The organism is Nonomuraea sp. NPDC050451 (assembly GCF_044458585.1).
This window is the reverse complement of the sequence record NZ_JBITHZ010000001.1, coordinates 106,307-123,418: the sequence shown is the minus strand read 5'-3', so window position 1 is coordinate 123,418 and position 17,112 is coordinate 106,307. Positions and strand designations below refer to the sequence as shown.

The following is a 17,112-nucleotide window of genomic DNA, read 5'->3' as shown; positions in this document are numbered from 1 at the left end:
CGCCGTCAGGCGAGTTCGTAGGTCCAGCCGGAGGAGACCCGCACTTCGCCGCCGGAGCGGGTGACGGTGAACCGCGTGGGCTCGCCGGTGGCGTGCTCGGTGACGGTGAGGGTGGTCTCGCCGTCCGGTCCCGGGTACACGCGCAGGATCAGGCCGTCCAGGTAGTCGTAGTCCGGCCGGTCGTCCCTGGCGCCGATGGGCAGGACGGCGCCTTCGCGCACGTAGATCGGCATCGAGGTGAAGCCGTGCCGCTCGGTGCGCCAGCCCCCGCCCCGCACGCGCTCCCCCGTCAGGTAGTTCGTCCACGTGCCGTCGGGCAGGTAGAGCTCCACCGTCCCGTCAGGGGTGAAGACGGGCGCGACGAGCAGGTCGGGGCCGAGCATGTACTGGGTGTCGAGGTGGGCGACGTTGCGGTCGCCCGGGAACTCCATCGCCATGGGCCGCATGACGGGTGTCCCGCTCTCGTGCGCCTGGACGCCCGCCTGATACAGGTACGGCATCAGGCGGAGCTTGAGTTTGGTGAACACCCGGGTCACCTCCACGGCCTCCTCGTCGAAGGCCCAGGGCACGCGGTAGGAGGTGGAGCCGTGCAGCCGCGAGTGGGAGGACATGAGCCCGAAGGCCACCCAGCGCTTGAAGACGCCGGGGTCGGGAGTGCCCTCGAAGCCGCCGATGTCGTGGCTCCAGAAGGAGAAGCCGGAGAACGCGAGCGACAGGCCGCCGCGCAGGCTCTCCGCCATGGACTCGTACGTCGATCCCGAGTCGCCGCCCCAGTGCACCGGCAGCCGTTGACCGCCCGCGGTCGCCGACCGCGCGAACAGCACCGCCTCGCCCCGGCCGCGTCGCTCCTCCAGCACCTCGAACACCGCCGCGTTGTAGAGGTGCGTGTAGAGGTTGTGCATGCGCTCGGGCGTGGAGCCGTCGAAGTAGGCGACGTCGAGCGGGATGCGCTCCCCGAAGTCGGTCTTGAACGCGTCGACCCCCTGGTCCTGCAGCGCGCGCAGCTTCGACTGGAACCAGCGCGTCGCGTCGGGGTCGGTGAAGTCGACGAGGCCCATGCCGGCCTGCCACAGGTCCCACTGCCAGACCGACCCGTCCGGGCGCTTCAGCAGGAAGCCCCGCTCGGCGGCCTCGGCGAACAGCGGCGAGCGCTGACCGATGTAGGGGTTGATCCACACGCAGACGCGCAGGTCCTTGGCGTGCAGGCGGGCCAGCATGCCCTCGGGGTCGGGGAAGACCCGCGGGTCCCACTGGAAGTCGCACCAGTTGAACTCGCGCATCCAGAAGCAGTCGAAGTGGAAGACCGACAGCGGCAGGTCGCGCTCGGCCATCCCGTCGATGAACGAGGTCACCGTCCGCTCGTCGTAGTCGGTGGTGAACGAGGTCGACAGCCACAGGCCGTAGGACCAGGCGGGCAGGCGCGCGGGGCGGCCGGTGAGCGTGGTGTAGCGTTCCAGGATCTGCTTGGGCGTCGGTCCGTAGATCACGAAGTACTCGAGGCTCTCCCCCGCCACCGAGAACTGCACGCGTTGCACGGTCTCCGACCCGACCTCGTACGAGACGTGCCCCGGGTGGTTGACGAAGACGCCGTATCCGCGGTTGGTGAGGTAGAAGGGCACGTTCTTGTAGGCCTGCTCCGAGGAGGTCCCGCCGTCGGCGTTCCAGATCTCCACCGTCTGGCCGTTCTTGACCAGCGGCCCGAAGCGCTCCCCCAGCCCGTAGACCACCTCGCCCACGCCGAGCGCGAGCTGCTGGGCGAGGTGGACGGGGGCACGGGTGTGGCCGACCGGCGCCGGATCGACCTGTGCGTCCTCGGCGAGCTGGAAGTAGCCGATGGACTTGTGGCCGCTGGAGGTCAGCGGGCGCCCGTCGCCGTGGAACGACAGGTCCCAGGGGGCTCCGGGTGCCATGGTCGCGCTCAGCGCGCCGCTGGTGAGCGTCGTCGCGTCGTCCGTTTTGACGATGCCGTGGCCGTCCTCGGCGCCGACGAGATCGAAGCCGCGTTCGTCGCTCGTGTGGTGGTCGATGCGGACGCGGATCACGTTCTCCAGCGGTGACGACAGCCTCAGCGAGAGGACCGGCCGGTTGAGGGTGTCGCCGCGCCGGTGGATGACGGTGGTGGGCGCGGTCACGGTGAACGCGCCCTCCTCGGTGAAGATGTCGTACGCCTCGGCCGCGTACAGCGCGGTGACGCCGGGGCGCAGCTGCCAGAGCCCGTCGGTGAACTTCATCGGCAGGTCATCCCTTCAATCCGCCGGCCAGCAGGTCGGCGCGCCAGAAGCGCTGCAGCACCAGAACGAGGGCGATCAGCGGGATGACGGAGACGGCCGAGCCCATGATGACCAGCGAGTACAGGTCCCCATCGCCCGCGCCTTTGCCCAGGAACGTGTACAGGCCCAGGGTGATCGGATATTTGTCCTGGTCGGAGAGCATGATGAAGGGCAGCAGGAAGTTGTTCCAGATGCCGACGAACTGCAGCAGGAACACCGTGACCAGCCCCTGCACCATCATGGGCATGACGATGGTGGCGAAGATCCGGGTCTCCCCGGCGCCGTCCAGGCGTGCCGCCTCCAGCGTGCTCTCCGGCACCGAGGCGGCGGCGAAGACCCGGCACAGGAAGATGCCGAACGGGTTGATGATGACCGGCAGCAGCACCGACCAGTGGGTCCCGGCCAGGCCGACGGCGGCCATCAGCAGATACTGCGGGACGGCCAGCACGATGCCGGGCACGAGCACGCCGGCGAGGATCACGGAGAACAGGACCTCGCGCCCGCGGAAGCGGAACTTGGCCAGGGCGTAGCCGGCCATGGCCGACACCAGCGTCGACAGGATCGCGCCGACGCCGGCGTAGAGCAGCGAGTTGAGCCCCCACTTCCAGAACTGGCCGTCGCCGTAGGCGCTGAGGTTGGCCAGGTTCTCGAGGATGCCGGTGCCGGGGGCGAAGGAGAAGGTGGTGAACAGCTCGCGCGACGTCTTGGAGGCGGCGATGACCACCCAGGCCACCGGGGTCAGGCAGTACAGCGCGCCGAGCAGCAGCACGATCAGCGGGAGGCGTGGCCGCCGCGCCGCAGCCCGGCGGCGGCGGTGGAACTGGCGGTCTCCGGTGCGGGGTACGGCGGTCATGCGTTGTCTCCGAAGGTTCGGCGCTGGAAGAACCGCAGCAGCAGCAGCGAGATGGCCAGAATGCCCACGGCCAGCACCACGGAGGCGGCCGCGGCCCCGCCGAGGTTGTCGTTCGTGAACGCCTCCTGGTAGATCTTCATCAGCGGCACCCAGGTGGCGCTGATCGTGGTCGTCATCGGCCGTAGCGTGGCCGGTTCGCTGTAGAGCTGCAGGGTGCCGATCACGGAGAACAGGCCGGTGAGCACGAGCGCGGGGGCCACCAGGGGGATCTTGATGCGCCAGGCGATCTGCCACTCGCTCGCCCCGTCGATGCGGGCCGCCTCGTAGACGGAGGTGGGGATGGCGCGCAGCGACGTGAAGATGATGATCATGTTGAAGCCGACGCCGGACCACAGGGCGATGTTGGCCAGCGAGAAGTACAGGGCGGGGAAGCCGAAGAAGTCCAGCGGCCCGGCGTGCAGCTGCCTGGCGATGTAAGTGAGCGGGCTGGTGCTGGGCAGGTACAGGAAGCCCCACAGGAGGCTGGCGATCACGCCGGGCACCGCGTACGGAAGGAAGATCGCGGTGCGGGTGAAGCCGCGCGCCCGCACCCTGGGGGTGTCGAGCAGCAGCGCGAACAGCAGGGCCAGGCCCAGCACGCTGGGGATGGCGATGACGCCGTAGAGCAGGACCCGGCCGAGCCCGGCGACGTATTCGGGGTCGGAGAGCGCGGCGGCGTAGTTGTCGAACCCGATGAAGGCTTCCACCCGCCGCCCGAACGCGCCGCCGCCTTCGATGCGGAAGCCGCGGAAGCTCAGGTAGACGGCGTAGCCGATCGGGATGATCAGGAACAGGGTGAACAAGACGATCGCGGGCGTGGCGAACATCCACGGGGTGGCGACGGCGCGGATGCGCAGGCGTCGCCCGGCGGAGCTGGCGGGCATGAGACGTCCAGAGATGGGTCGAACCGAGGGCCCGGCCGGGCCCTCGGCGTCTTACTTGGTGACGGTGTAGCCGGACTTCTGCAGGTCGGCGACGACGGCCTGCTGCGTGGCCTGGTACACCGCGCGGAAGGAGGTCTTGTCGAGCGCGGCCTTGTTGAGCGCGTCACCGAAGGCGCTCTGGGCGATGTTCACGTTGGGTCCCCAGGTCACCGGGATGGTGGTGTTCTTGATCACCTGGTCGGTGACCTGGTAGAAGTCCTTCTGCTGCGGCATCAGCTTAGGCGGCTCGTGGGTCAGCGTCGCCTGGCGCCCGGCGTTCCCACCGGGGTAGATGTCGAGCGTGAGCTGCAGCTTGGAGCCCTCGTCGGAGGCGCCGAGCCAGGCTGCGAAGGCCGCGGCCTCCTTGGCGTGCTTCGACTTGGCCGGCACCAGGTAGGCGGATCCGCCCAGGAACGGGACGGCGGGGTTGCCGGGCGTCCACTGCGGCAGCGGCGCGGATTCCCACTTGCCCGCGGTGTCGGGCGCCACCGAGTAGATGACGCTGGGCGCCCAGGCCGCGGCGGCCCAGCTCAGGATCTTGCCCTTGTTGACCTGCGCGTTCCATTCGGGCGTGAGCAGCGGCTCGACCTTCACCAGGTCCCGCTTCACGAGGTCCTCCCAGAAGTCGGCGGTCTTCAGGGACGGCTCGCTGTCGATGCCGACCTTCCAGGCGCTGCCGTCGGTGCTCCACCACTGGGCACCGGCCTGGGCGGCCTGGGCGGCGAAGAACTCGAGCTGGTTGGCGGCGAAGCTGGCGATGTAGGCGTCGGGGTCCTTCTTGCGGATCTGCTCGGCGGCCTTGGCGTACTCGGCCCAGGTGGTGGGGACCTTGACGCCGTACTTGTCGAACAGGTCCTTGCGGTAGGTGAACGCCATCGGCCCGATGTCCTGGGGCACGCCGTAGACCTGGTTGTTGAAGGTGGTCAGGGCCCAGATGTTGGGGTCGATGCCCGACTTGGCGGACGCCACGTCGGCGGTGATGTCCTTCACGGCGCCGGAGACCACCATGGCCGGCACGGCGCGGTACTCCAGCTGCACGACGTCGGGGGTGTCGCCGGCCTTGTCGGCGGCCAGCAGCTTGGAGGCGCTGTCGGAGGTTCCGCCGACCTCCGACAGCTTGATCGTGACGTTGGGGTGTTCCTGGTGGTACTTGGCGATGATCGCCTCGGCCTCCGGGTCGCCGCTCTTCAAGTTCCAGGTCCAAACCTGCAGCGTGACCGGCCCGCTCGCGCTCGCCGCCGTGTCCGAGGGAGGGGCATCGGCGGACGAGCAGGCGGCCAGCGACGCCGCCAGGGCGAGCGCCAGCGCCGCGGCGCCCAGCTTCGTCCGGTGTCGGCGGCGTCGGGGCGGGGTCGGTGGGGTCATGACGATCTCCTGGGCGAGGGGTGGTGCGCTCGGCGGGATGCCGGGTCGTGCGTTGGGATCTAACCTGATGTTAACGTTGTCATCCTGTCAAGCCCCCTCTTTGTGAGACCTCTCGGAGCCCACCCCCGTGCCTGCTTTCCGCAACCCGGTCCTGCCCGGCTGCTACCCGGATCCGTCGATCTGCCGGGTCGGCGAGGACTTCTACCTGGTCACCTCGTCCTTCACCTATTTTCCTGGACTCCCCCTCTTCCACAGCCGTGACCTGGTGCGCTGGCGTCAGCTCACGCACGTGCTGGACCGGCCCGGGCTGCTTCCGCTGGAGGGCCTGGACGTCTCCGACGGCGTCTGGGCACCGACCATCCGCCACCACAAGGGCGTCTTCTACGTGGTCTCCACGCTGGCCGTGAACCGGCAGGGCAGCCTCACCTTCGTCGTGACCGCCGACGACCCCGCCGGGCCGTGGTCGGACCCCGTCCCGCTGGAGGCCGAGGGCATCGACCCGTCGCTGTTCTTCGACGACGACGGCCGGTGCTGGCTCACCGCCTGCCGGGACGCGGTCCAGGGCGGTCCCGGCGAGTTGTGGATGCGTGAGCTGGACCTGGACCGGCTCAAGCTCGTCGGCCCCACGCACGTGCTGTGGCAGGGCGCGGTACGCGGGGCGTGGGTGGAGGCGCCGCACCTGTACAAGCGCAACGGCGTGTACCACCTGATCGCCGCGGAAGGCGGCACCGAGGGCAACCACAGCGTCACCGCGGCGCGTTCCGACACCGTCACCGGACCGTACGTCACCGACCCGCGCAGCCCCCTGCTGACCCACCGGCACCGCGGCCCGGGCGAGCCCATCCACAACGTCGGCCACGCCGACCTGGTGGACACCCCCGTCGGCGAGTGGTGGGCGGTGACGCTCGGCGTGCGGCCGATCGCGGGCACCCACACGCTGGGCAGGGAGGTCTTCCTGGTGCCCGTGACCTGGACCGCCCACGGGCCCGTCTTCGCCCCCGAATCGGGAACCGTGCGGCTGTCGGAGCGCCTCCCGTCGATCGCGTCCGGGCAGCTCGACGGCGACACCGCCGCGCCGGCCGGCCGGGCGCGCTTCGACGGCCTGGAGTGGAACAGCCTGCGCGGTCCCGTCGGCGACCTCGTCAGACCCACGGCCGACGGGTCCGGACTCGACATCGACCTCTCCCCCGAGCCTCTCGGCTCCACCGGCGTACCGGCCTTCCTCGGCCGGCGCCAGCAGCACGTCCGCTTCGGCGCGCGGACCCGGATCGGCTTCGCCGCGGCGCGCCCGTCAGAAGAGGCCGGCCTGGCCGTCTTCCAGCACCAGGACCACCACGCCACGCTCGCCCTGACCGTGGACGGCGACGGGAAGGCGCAGGCCGTGCTGACGGTCCGGGAGGCGGGCACGAGCACCCGCCGGGCCTCGGTCCCGGTCTCGACCGGCGAGGTGCTGCTGGCGGTCGACGGAGACGAGGCCGGCTACACCTTCCGCGTCAGGGACGTCACAGCGGCGCAGTGGATCAGCCTGGCCACGATCGAACGCTCCTTCTTCAGCACCGAGCGCGCGGGCGGCTTCGTCGGGGTCTACCTGGGCCTTTACGCCACCGGCAACGGCCACGCGAGCGACGGACGGGCGCGCGTCCACTGGTTCGAATACCAGCCCGACCCCGAAGCGGCCGGCTAGCGGGGCGGCGCCGTGCTGCGCCGGACCACGAGCTCGGGAGCGATCCGCTCGCACGAGGCCGGCTCGCCCTGCATCATGCGCAGCACCTGCTCGATGGACCGCTCGCCGAGAGCGACGAAGTCCTGGCGGACCGTGGTCAGCGAGGGCACCTGGTAGGCCGCTCCCGCGATGTCGTCGAAACCGACGAGCGAGACGTCGCCGGGCACCTTCACGCCGAGCTCGGCGAAGGCCGCCAGCACCCCCATGGCCATCTGGTCGTTGCCGGCGAAGATCGCCGTCGGCGGCTCACCGGTGTGGCGGGTGACGAGGTAGTGGGCCAGCCGGTAGCCGCTGTTGCCGGTGAAGTCGCCCTCGAAATGCTCGCCGCCGGCCTCCGGCGCCTCGTCCAGCGCGGTCCTCCAGCCCTTGACGCGGGCCCGGGCGTCGAAGGTGCGCAGCGCGCCGGTCAGGTGAACGACGTGGCGATGCCCCAGCTCCAGCAGGTGCCGTACGGCCAGCCGCGCGCCCAGCTCCTGATCGAGCTCGACGAAGCCGAGATCCGGGTTGGGCACGTTGCCGGACATGACCACCGTCATCGGCACGCCGGTCACGATGTCGGCCAGGGCGTCCATCACCATGGGCCGGTCGGCGATGACCGCGATGGCCTCGACCGCCTGGTCGGTGAGCCGCTGCAGGGTCTCGGCCAGGTCTCTGGTGGTGCCGCCCTGCCAGCTGGCCAGGTTGACCCAGTAGCCGGCCCGCTGCGCCGCCGTCTGCACGCCACGCAGGATGCGGGGCAGCTCGTACAGCTCGGCCCCGGCGAGCACCACCCCGATCGTCGAGGAACGGCGGCTCTTGAGCGCGCGGGCGACGCTGTTACGGCGGTAGCCGAGCTTCTCGATAGCGGCCTCGACGCGAGCCCGGGTCTCCGGGCGGACGGAGGGGTGGTCGTTGAGGACGCGGGAGACGGTGACGTGCGACACGCCCGCCTCGCGTGCCACATCCACCATGCCTGGTGCCCGATTCATGTCCTTCGCTTCCCGGCCTCCACCGTGCCGGCCCCGTCTGCCCGGTGCCGATTCGATGGTGCCACATCCGCCGGGCGTTCCCGCCCAAAGATCCAACCGACCGTTCTGTCACATCACGAAATTGCCGTTGACGATCGACGGGCGGGGCAGGAAGACGGGCGAGTAGCGTCCCGCCCTCCGGCGACACCGTTGTGTCACGGTTGACAGGTGATGTCGCTCACATCTGGATGCCGCGTTTCCGCCGGTCCGACGGGGAACAGGTCGGGAATGGAGGTGCTGAGCAATCGAGTGCTGCTGCGTCCGAAGGATCTCATGCGGAGCCTCGGCTTCTACCGCGAGACGCTCGGCCTGGCCGTCTATCGCGAGTTCGGCCCCGCCGACCACCCGGGCGTGGTCTTCTTCCTCGGCCAGGGGTTCCTGGAGATCTCCGGGCACTCCGACGACGGGGCCGTCTCGGGGCTGTCGCTGTGGCTGCAGGTACGCGATGTGGCGCAGGAGGAGAAACGGCTCCGGGAGGCGGGGGTCACGGTGGCACGTGAGGCGCGGCTGGAGCCGTGGGGCCTCATCGAGCTGTGGATCGAGGACCCCGACGGGCATCGCATCGTGCTCGTCGAGGTCCCCTCCGATCATCCGCTGCGCCGTGACCCCCGCTGACGGGGGCGCGTGACGGTCAGGCCATCGCCCGCTCGATGGCCTCGATGATCCGCGGCCGCAGCTCGGCGGCGCGGATGATCGCGTCCACCGAGCCGACCTCGACCGCGCGCTGGATGCTGTGCACCCGGTCGAACTCCGCGGCGACCTCGCCGAGCTTCTCCGCCCGGACGGCGGTCTGCACCTCGGCGAGCTGGGCGTTGAGCACCGCCCGCTCGGCGCCGCTGGCCGCCGAGACCCGCCTCTGCAGCTCGGTCACCCGCGGGTCGGTCGCGGTGCGGTTGTTGACCTCGCCGGAGAACACCACGGCGGCTGCCGGGGCGCCGCCGAGCACCGAGGCGAACGAGCCCTCCAGCGCGAGCACGGTCATGTTCGGGTTGAGCGCCTTGGAGAACACCACGAACGCGCCGCCGTGGTAACGGGAGATCACGCAGAACACGATCGGCCCGTCGAAGTTGACGATCGCCCGGCCGATCTCCGCGCCGTACTCCAGCTGGAGCTTGCGCATCGACTCCGGCGAGCCGTCGAACCCGGACAGGTTGGCCAGCACCACCAGCGGCCGGTTGCCGGACGCGGAGTTGATCGCCCGCGCGGTCTTCTTCGACGACCGCGGGAACAGCGTGCCCGCGGTGTAGGTGTCGGGCCCGTCGGTGGGCGGGAAGCCGCGCCGCGGCACCGAGCGCGACTCGATGCCGATCAGGCAGACCGGCCAGCCGCCGATGTGCACGTCCTGCACCGCGGACGTCTCCGCGTCGGCCATGCCCGCCCAGCGCTCCAGCACCGGGTGGTCCTGGTCGGACACGGCGCGCATCACCGTGCGGATGTCGAACGGCTTCTTGCGGTCGGGGTTGTGCTCGGCGGAGAAGATCTGGCCGACGGTGGCGAAGTCGCTGCCGTCGATCGTGTGCGGGAACTCGGAGATGTCGCGGTCGGCCGGGTCGACGGTGCCGGCCCGCCGCGGCGCGGTCTCGCCGGGCACGACGTAGGTGTGGTCGTAGTGCGCCATGAGCACGTCGCGGGCGGCAGGCAGGTTGGGCGCCCAGTACTGGGCCTGGCCGTTCGGCCCCATGACGCGGTCGTAGCCGCCGATGCCGAAGTTGTCCTCGGCCGACACGCCGCCGGAGAAGTCGAGTGACTGCTTGCCGGTGAGCACCATCGCCGAGTCCGGCGTCATCACCAGGATGCCCTTGGTGTGCATGAGCATCGTCGCCTCGGCGTTCCAGTACGGCTGGGCGCCGACGGTGATCCCGGCGACCACGATGTTGATCTCGCCGCCGGCCTGGGTGAACGTGACGATCCGCTTGAGAGCGGCCGCGACCCAGTCCATGTTCTCGGTGCCCGAGGTCATCGAGATCCGCGCGCCCGCCGACAGCGCGTACCACTCCAGCGGGACCCGCATCCGCTCGGCGAGGTCGAGGGCCGCGATCACCCGCGAGCACTCGGGCTCCGACAGGGCGCCCAGCGCCTTCGTCGGGTCGCCGAGCAGGACCACGCGGGTGACGCCTTCGGGGTGCCGCTCCGTCGGCGTGGTGACGACGCCCGCCACGATCGCCGCGGAGTTCTTACCCTTGGGCCGGTCGACCGGCACGAGCGCGCCGTCGGCGTCGAGGTCGTGCTCGACGAAACCGCCCTCGGGCCCGGCGAGCAGGCCGGTCAGCTCGTACGGGTAGACGTTTCCGCGCCGGGCCGCGCGCAGCACCTTCTGGCGGTAGTCGTCCAGCGGCTGGACCGGCTCGGTCGACGGCTTGCCGACGTGCAGGCTCGCGCCGTGGCCCGGGTCGAGGGTGATCCGCACGGCGACCTCGGCCAGCTCGCCGGCGGCGTTGCGCTGGCGGGCCACGAACTGGACCTCCTCCAGCCCCGCGCCGGCCGTGGTCGGCAGGATGCGCTGGACCAGCATGTTGAGCTCGTCGGTGGACAGCTCGGTCGACGGCCAGACGTACATCAGGATCCGGTTGGTGTCGAAGCGCTTGTTCTGGGGGCGCTGCGCCTGGATGTTGCGGATCGCGTCGAGGCCGGCGGTGAGCGCGTCCTCCACCGCGGGCAGCGCGATCAGCCTGCCGTCGGCCTCGCGCAGCGGCGTGAGGTCGCGGACCTGGCCCATCGCGATGAGCCGCTCGTCGGCCGGGTTGCTGCGCGCCACGGCCTTGAACAGGTAGACCTCCTCGTCGGCGGACGGCAGCCGGGTGAGGTCGAACTCGCGCAGCCGCTGCAGCTGCAGGCGCTCGGCGATCTGCGGGTGCAGGCCGCGGATCAGCCGGTCTTCGGCGAAGCCCGCCCCGTCGGGACGGAAGGTGAAGTGGTGATGCATCACGGCGCCGCTGGTGCCGACGACGGTGGCGGTGATCCGGCTGACGCCCGCGGGCTGCGAGTGCTCGGCGAGGAGCCGGCCGATCCGCGCCGCCATCGCGTCGGCGTCCGGCTGGTCCTCCCAGGTGACGTAGAGGTCGGCGACCAGCCCCCCGTCAGCGGGGCCGTCGGTGGCGAACGTGCCGACGGCGCCGACGGCGGCGGGCAGGGCGGCGATGTCGACCGCCGTGGCGACCACGCGGGTCACGCCGTCCGCGCCGGTGCGCTCGGCGGTGACGAACGGGCAGCCCGCCACCTCGCGAGCGGTGACCTCGGACAGCCCCCGGTTGCCGTAGTAGCGGCGGGTCAGCACCTCCAGCAGCGGCGCGTGATCCAGCCCGAGCCGGCCGATCCGCTGGCCGATCAGCCGGACCAGCGGCTCGGAGCTGGCCACCATGGACTGGATCCGCTCGGCGCGGTCCGGCGCGCCGGGGTCGGCGTCCAGGTAGCGCAGGTCGTCACGTACCGCGGCGTAGACCTTGGCGCGGTTGCGGCGCAGCAGCGGCTGGGCGAACCAGCGGAACACCACGCCGCGGGCCAGGTCGGACACCGTGGGGAAGCGCACCTGCGTGGCCTCGATCAGGTGCTCCAGGGCGAGCCCGGCGCGCTCGCTGAGCGACTCGAACGGCGACGCGCCGGCCAGCCACTCGCGCAGCAGCTCCGACACGATCGCGACGCCGGTGCTCATCTGCTGCTGGGCCAGGAAGATCCGGAAGACCGCGGCCTCCAGCTCCGGCGTGCGGTCGAGGTCGTGGACGCCGTAGTGGGCGAGGACCCTCGTGAGCTTGGCCTGGAAGCTCTGGGTGACGCCGGCGCGCTCGACGTCGAGGCTCTGCAGGTAGCTGTGGAAGAACTCGCGCGGGCTGTGCACGGGGTTGCCCGGCTCGACGTCGAGCGCGCCGCCCGGCTTGTTGCGGCTCAGCTCGGCCAGGTCGGCGAACACGGTGAGCAGGTCGAGCTCGCCTTCGATCGGCTGCCGGCCCAGCTCGGCGCGCGCATCCAGGTAAGCCGTCAGCACCCGCTTGCGGTCGTACGGGTCGCCGTCGAAGCCGAGCAGCAGGCCGCGCAGATCCTGCAGGCCGCGCTCGACCCGGTCGGCCGCGGACACGTCAGACGGCACGGCGGGCAGGTCGATCTCGGCGGCGCCCGCGGCCTCCTCTTCGGGACCTTCGTCGGCGAGGGGCTCCAGGCGCATCAGCGGCGCGCCGGTCTCGACCTGGCTGCCCACCGACACCGGGCACTCACGGACGCGGGCGCGGAACGGCGCGCGCAGCACCGTCTCCATCTTCATGCTCTCCAGCACCAGGATCGGCGCGCCCGGCTCGACCTCGTCGCCGACCGACAGCGGCGTCGCGACCACCAGCGCGGGCGCGGGAGAGCGGACGACGCCGCCCTCGTCGCGGCTGATCCGGTGAGTCACGCCGTCGACCTCGACCAGGTGGATCGGCCCGTGCGTGGCCGACACCACCCGGAACCGGCGGCCGTTGACCACGATCTGGCCGCTGTGCTCGTCGAACCGCTCCACCTCGACGTCCGCAGGATGCACGTCGCCCCCACCGGAGATCCCGACGCGGAAGCGCCGGTGCCCGACCCGGGCCACGCTCACGCGGTAGCCGACGCCACGGAGCTTGAGGTCCAGCGGGCGGCCCGAGTCGTGCTGCACCTGCGGGCGGCCGCCGTGCGCGGTGGACAGCAGCCGACGGCGGCCGACCTCCTCCTCGTCCTGGTAGGCCTCGATCGCGGCGGCGGCCAGGGCGATCGCGGAGTGCCGGTGGCTGACCAGGCGGCCCTTGGCGCGCACGCGGTCGATCCAGCCGGTGTCGGCGCTCGCGTCGATCACCTCGGGCTGGTCGAGCAGGTCGAGCACGAAGCTCTTGTTGGTGGCGCCGCCCTCGATGATCACCGTGGTGTCGGCCATCGCGCGGCGCAGCCGGCCCAGCGCCTGCTCGCGGTCGCGGCCGTAGGCGATGATCTTCGCGATCATCGAGTCGAAGTCGGCGGGGATGGTGTCGCCCTCGCTGACGCCGGTGTCGACGCGGATGCCGGGCCCGGTGGGCAGCACCAGGCGCGCGATGCGGCCCGGGGCGGGCGCGAAGTCGCGGTCGGGGTCCTCGGCGTTGAGCCGGGCCTCGACGGCGTGGCCGGCCTCGCCCGGCTGGGGGCCTTCGAGCTTCCCGCCGCCGGCCACGTGCAGCTGCAGCCGGACCAGGTCGGTGCCGGTGGTGATCTCGGTGATCGGGTGCTCGACCTGCAGCCGGGTGTTGACCTCGAGGAAGGCGAACAGCTTCTCGCCGGGGTGGTAGAGGAACTCGACGGTGCAGGCGCCGCAGTAGCCGACCGCCACGGCGAGCCGCTCGGCCGACGCCTTCAGCTCGGCCGTCTGCTCGATCCCCAGCACGGGAGAGGCGGACTCCTCGATGATCTTCTGGTTGCGCCGCTGCACCGAGCAGTCCCGCACGCCCAGCGCCCACGCGGTGCCCTGCCCGTCGGCGATGACCTGGACCTCGACGTGGCGGGCGCCGGTGACCAGGCGCTCCAGGAAGACCACGCCGGAGCCGAACGCGCGCAGCGCCTCCTGGCTGGTGCGCTCGTAGGCGTCGGCCAGGTCCTCCTTCGAGGCGACCATGCGGATGCCGCGCCCGCCGCCGCCCGCGGTCGCCTTGAGCATCAGCGGGTAGCCGATCTCGTCGCCGGCGCGCAGCGCGTCCTCCAGGGTGGCGACCTCGCCGCGGCTCCACGGCGCGACGGGGACGCCCACCTCCTCGGCGATGAGCTTGGCGCCGATCTTGTCGCCGAGCTTGCGCATCGCCTCCGCGCTCGGCCCGACGAAGGTCACGCCGATCTTCTCGCACAGCTCGGCGAACGCCGGGTCCTCGGCGACGAACCCCCAGCCGACCCACGCGGCGTCGGCCCCGCTCTCCACCAGCGCCCGCTCCAGGACGGCGTGGTCGAGGTAAGGGCGGGCGGAGGCGGGGCCCAGCGGGTAGGCGAGGTCCGCTTCGCGGACGAAGGTCGCGTGGCGGTCGGCGTCGGTGTAGAGGGCCACCGTCTCGATCCGCGCCCCGGTCTCGGCGCAGAGATCCCGGACGGCGTGGATGAGCCGCATCGCTGCCTCTCCACGGTTGACGATGGCGACACGACTGAACACCGGCTGAGCCTCCCCTTACTCACGCACAAAGGCGACGCCCGGGTCCCGGAGCGCCGCCTGCACCTTTCTACACCCTGCTCGATCGCCGCCCGCTACACCAATGGCCCGCATCGCTCATGGCGAAGCTGCTGGGTTGTGGAAACCCCACAAAAGGGGCCCCGCGCCCTCCCGCCCCGCCGCCGGCCGCCGGCGTGCCGGCCACGGCGCTTCGGCAAGGGCCTCACAAGCTTTTGGGACCGGGCTGGGACACGCCTCGCCGAATCGATGTTGATTTCGTCGGGGCAATTATCGGGGCGGCCGCCACAGAAGCGCCATAATGCCACCATAAAGCCGTTGTAAAAACCTCCGCCCATTTCTCCGGCAAGCCATTTTTCGGGCATCTGACCTGGCAGGACGACGCGCCTAAATTACGGCGAAACGGCCTTGCGGCGAGCGCCCAAACGCCGCTTCCGGGCCGGGAAGATGCAGCTCCGTATGCGATTTGAGCACCGTGCAGAACATCTGTCCAGACCCTTGCCGGGTGCTTGGCGATCACTTACTGTCCAGGTGATCAAATCACTCATTAAGGAGACCTGGTTGCGCCGATTAACGTCCACGGTCGCCGTCGCGGCCGCGCCGCTCCCCCTGTTGCCCCTGCCGCAAGCCGCCGCCGGAGATGACGTGACATGAAGAAGTGGGTCATATCCGGCGTCATCATGGCCTTGGCGGCCACGGCGGTCGCGAGCGTACCGGCTCATGCCGCGCCCGTGGACGAGCAGGCCACGGCGGCGGCACCGCCGTCGATGGAGCCGGAGTTACGCGCGCGGGCCGCCGCCGCCGGCAAGATCAGAGTGAACGTCGTCACCAAGACCCGGGCCGATCTGCCCGACGCGGCGAGCGCCGGTCAGGTGCTGCAGACGTTGACCCGGTTCCCCATGGTGACCTTACGTGTCGACGCGGCGGCGCTGGACCGGCTGGCCACCCGGCCGGGCGTCGTGAGCGTGTCGGAGGACCGGCCGGTACCGCCGGTCCTGGCCGAGAGCGTCCCGTTGATCGGCGGCGATCGCACCCGGGCCGCGGGCCTGACCGGCGAGGGCAGCGCGGTGGCCGTCCTCGACACCGGCGTCGCGACCGGCCACCCCTTCCTGGGTGGACGGGTGCTCGACGAGGCCTGCTTCTCCCCCATCGACGCCGACTACGGCTCCACCAGCCTGTGCCCCGACGGAACCGCTCAGCAGGAGGGGCCCGGGGCGGCCGACTCCGAACAGGGGCCGTGCGCGGATCCCGCCCTCGACTGTGATCACGGCACGCACGTGGCCGGCATCGCCATCGGCGACGGCAAGGGCGTGACCGGAGCACCACCGGCCGGTGTCGCACCCGGAGCCGACCTGGTCGCCATTCAGGTGTTCAGCAAGTTCACGTCGGAGGACTTCTGCGGCGCGGGCGCCGCGCCGTGCGTGCTGAGCTTCACCAGCGCCCAGATGGCGGGCCTGGAGAAGGTCCTGGAGCTGAAGGAGGCCGGTACGCCGCTGGTGGCCGCCAACCTGAGCCTGGGCAGCGGCCGCTACACCGCCACCTGTGACACCGACCCGCGCAAGCCCGCCATCGACAGCCTCCTGGCGGCCGGGGTGGCGACGGTGGTGGCGGCCGGGAACGACGGGTACGGCGACGCGGTGAGCGCGCCGGCCTGCGTGCCCTCGGCCATCACGGTGGGCAGCACCACCGACGACGACACCGTGTCCACCTTCAGCAACCGCGGCCCCCTCCTGGACCTCTTCGCCCCCGGAACCTCGATCATCTCCTCGGTGCCCGGTGACAAGTGGGCGCCGCTGAGCGGCACCTCGATGGCCGCTCCGCACGTGACCGGCGCGCTGGCCGTGCTTCGCCAGGCCTTCCCCCAGGCGAGCATCGCGGAGCTGGGATCGGCCATGAAGACCACGGGCAAGCCCATCACCTACACCGGCGCCACCACTCCGCGGCTCCGGCTGGACAGCGCCGCCCTCCCCCAGAACCCGACCCCCACCCCCACGCCCACCCCCACCCCGGATGATCCGAAGGGCGTCTGGCCGCCGTACTTCGTCAACCTGGACGACCACGCCATTCCCGATCGGGGCAGCGTGAACTCTCCGATCGACGTGAGCGGCATCCTCGACAAGGGGCCGGTCCAGCTGCACGTCTGGGTCTCCGTCCAGCACCCCTGGGTGGGCGATCTGAAGCTCGAACTGGTCAGCCCGGACGGGAAGGTGTTCCCGCTGCGGGAGCCGTCCCCGGACGGCAGCGATTCCATCGACGAGACGTACGACGTGGACACCAGCTCCGTGACCACGCCGAACGGCACCTGGAAGCTCCGTGCCACGGACGCCTACGCACCCGACGCCGGCTTCATCGACGGCTGGTCGATGGACTTCCCCTTCTTCGAGAACTGGGACGACCACAACATCCCGGACAAAGGCGTCGTCACCTCGCCCATCACGGTGACGGGCTGGCTCCCGGGCAACGCGCCCACGAAGGCGACGGTCTACGCGGAGATCCACCACACCTGGGTGGGCGATCTGAAGATCGACCTGATCAGCCCGAACGGCAAGGTGTACAAACTCCGCATACAAAACCCCCAAGACAACGGCGACGTCATCTGGGAGACCTATCCGGTGGACGGAAGCGCCTCACCGGCGAACGGGACGTGGACGTTACGCGTCGAGGACGTCACCGCAGGTGACACGGGTTACCTGGACGGCTGGTGGATCAAGTTCTGAGCCGCTGACCCACCTGGCCTGCCTGTGACGCCCGAGCGCGAAGCCCGGCGCTCACAGGCAGGCATTTGTCGGTGGCCTGCCCTACTGTCGC

At 70.9% G+C, this 17,112-nt stretch carries 9 protein-coding genes; 3 read left to right on the top strand and 6 right to left on the bottom strand.

What is annotated here, in order from left to right:
- Positions 1 to 5 precede the first annotated feature (5 nt).
- The 4 genes from yicI to ACIBI9_RS00420 are packed head-to-tail and all read right to left on the bottom strand — an operon-like array spanning position 6 to position 5,450.
- A complete protein-coding gene (gene yicI / locus ACIBI9_RS00435; RefSeq protein WP_397219759.1) occupies positions 6 to 2,231 on the bottom strand; it encodes an alpha-xylosidase in 2,226 nt (741 codons plus the stop codon).
- A 7-nt stretch (positions 2,232 to 2,238) separates the two neighbouring features.
- On the bottom strand, positions 2,239 to 3,123 hold the full coding sequence (locus ACIBI9_RS00430; protein ID WP_397219758.1) for a carbohydrate ABC transporter permease: 885 nt from the start codon (positions 3,121 to 3,123) through the stop codon (positions 2,239 to 2,241).
- The gene (locus ACIBI9_RS00425) at positions 3,120 to 4,046 is read right to left on the bottom strand and encodes a carbohydrate ABC transporter permease (protein WP_397219756.1); all 927 of its coding nucleotides are present in this window, start codon (positions 4,044 to 4,046) and stop codon (positions 3,120 to 3,122) included. Before ACIBI9_RS00425 ends, ACIBI9_RS00430 begins: the two co-directional genes overlap by 4 nt.
- Before the next feature lie 51 nt (positions 4,047 to 4,097).
- On the bottom strand, positions 4,098 to 5,450 hold the full coding sequence (locus ACIBI9_RS00420; RefSeq protein ID WP_397219755.1) for an ABC transporter substrate-binding protein: 1,353 nt from the start codon (positions 5,448 to 5,450) through the stop codon (positions 4,098 to 4,100).
- A gap of 127 nt (positions 5,451 to 5,577) precedes the next feature.
- On the opposite strand from ACIBI9_RS00420, the gene ACIBI9_RS00415 reads away from it, so the two are divergent.
- Positions 5,578 to 7,134: a glycoside hydrolase family 43 protein gene (locus ACIBI9_RS00415; protein ID WP_397219754.1), complete on the top strand. Its 1,557-nt coding sequence runs from the start codon at positions 5,578 to 5,580 to the stop codon at positions 7,132 to 7,134.
- Here ACIBI9_RS00415 and ACIBI9_RS00410 read toward each other — a convergent pair.
- Positions 7,131 to 8,141 (bottom strand): LacI family DNA-binding transcriptional regulator, encoded by a 1,011-nt coding sequence (locus tag ACIBI9_RS00410; RefSeq protein ID WP_397219753.1) that lies wholly within the window; start codon positions 8,139 to 8,141, stop codon positions 7,131 to 7,133. The two genes, ACIBI9_RS00415 and ACIBI9_RS00410, sit on opposite strands and share 4 nt — an antisense overlap.
- A 267-nt stretch (positions 8,142 to 8,408) precedes the next feature.
- Here ACIBI9_RS00410 and ACIBI9_RS00405 point away from each other — a divergent pair, with 267 nt between their 5' ends.
- Positions 8,409 to 8,795, top strand: coding sequence for a VOC family protein (locus ACIBI9_RS00405; RefSeq protein ID WP_397219752.1), 387 nt, complete (start codon positions 8,409 to 8,411; stop codon positions 8,793 to 8,795).
- 16 nt (positions 8,796 to 8,811) lie between these two features.
- On the opposite strand, the gene ACIBI9_RS00400 is transcribed toward ACIBI9_RS00405, so the two are convergent.
- Positions 8,812 to 14,289 (bottom strand): biotin carboxylase N-terminal domain-containing protein, encoded by a 5,478-nt coding sequence (locus ACIBI9_RS00400; RefSeq protein ID WP_397219751.1) that lies wholly within the window; start codon positions 14,287 to 14,289, stop codon positions 8,812 to 8,814.
- Positions 14,290 to 14,954: 665 nt separating this feature from the next.
- Here ACIBI9_RS00400 and ACIBI9_RS00395 point away from each other — a divergent pair.
- Positions 14,955 to 17,021, top strand: a complete 2,067-nt coding sequence (locus ACIBI9_RS00395; protein WP_397219750.1) for a S8 family serine peptidase — start codon at positions 14,955 to 14,957, stop codon at positions 17,019 to 17,021.
- Positions 17,022 to 17,112: the final 91 nt, after the last annotated feature.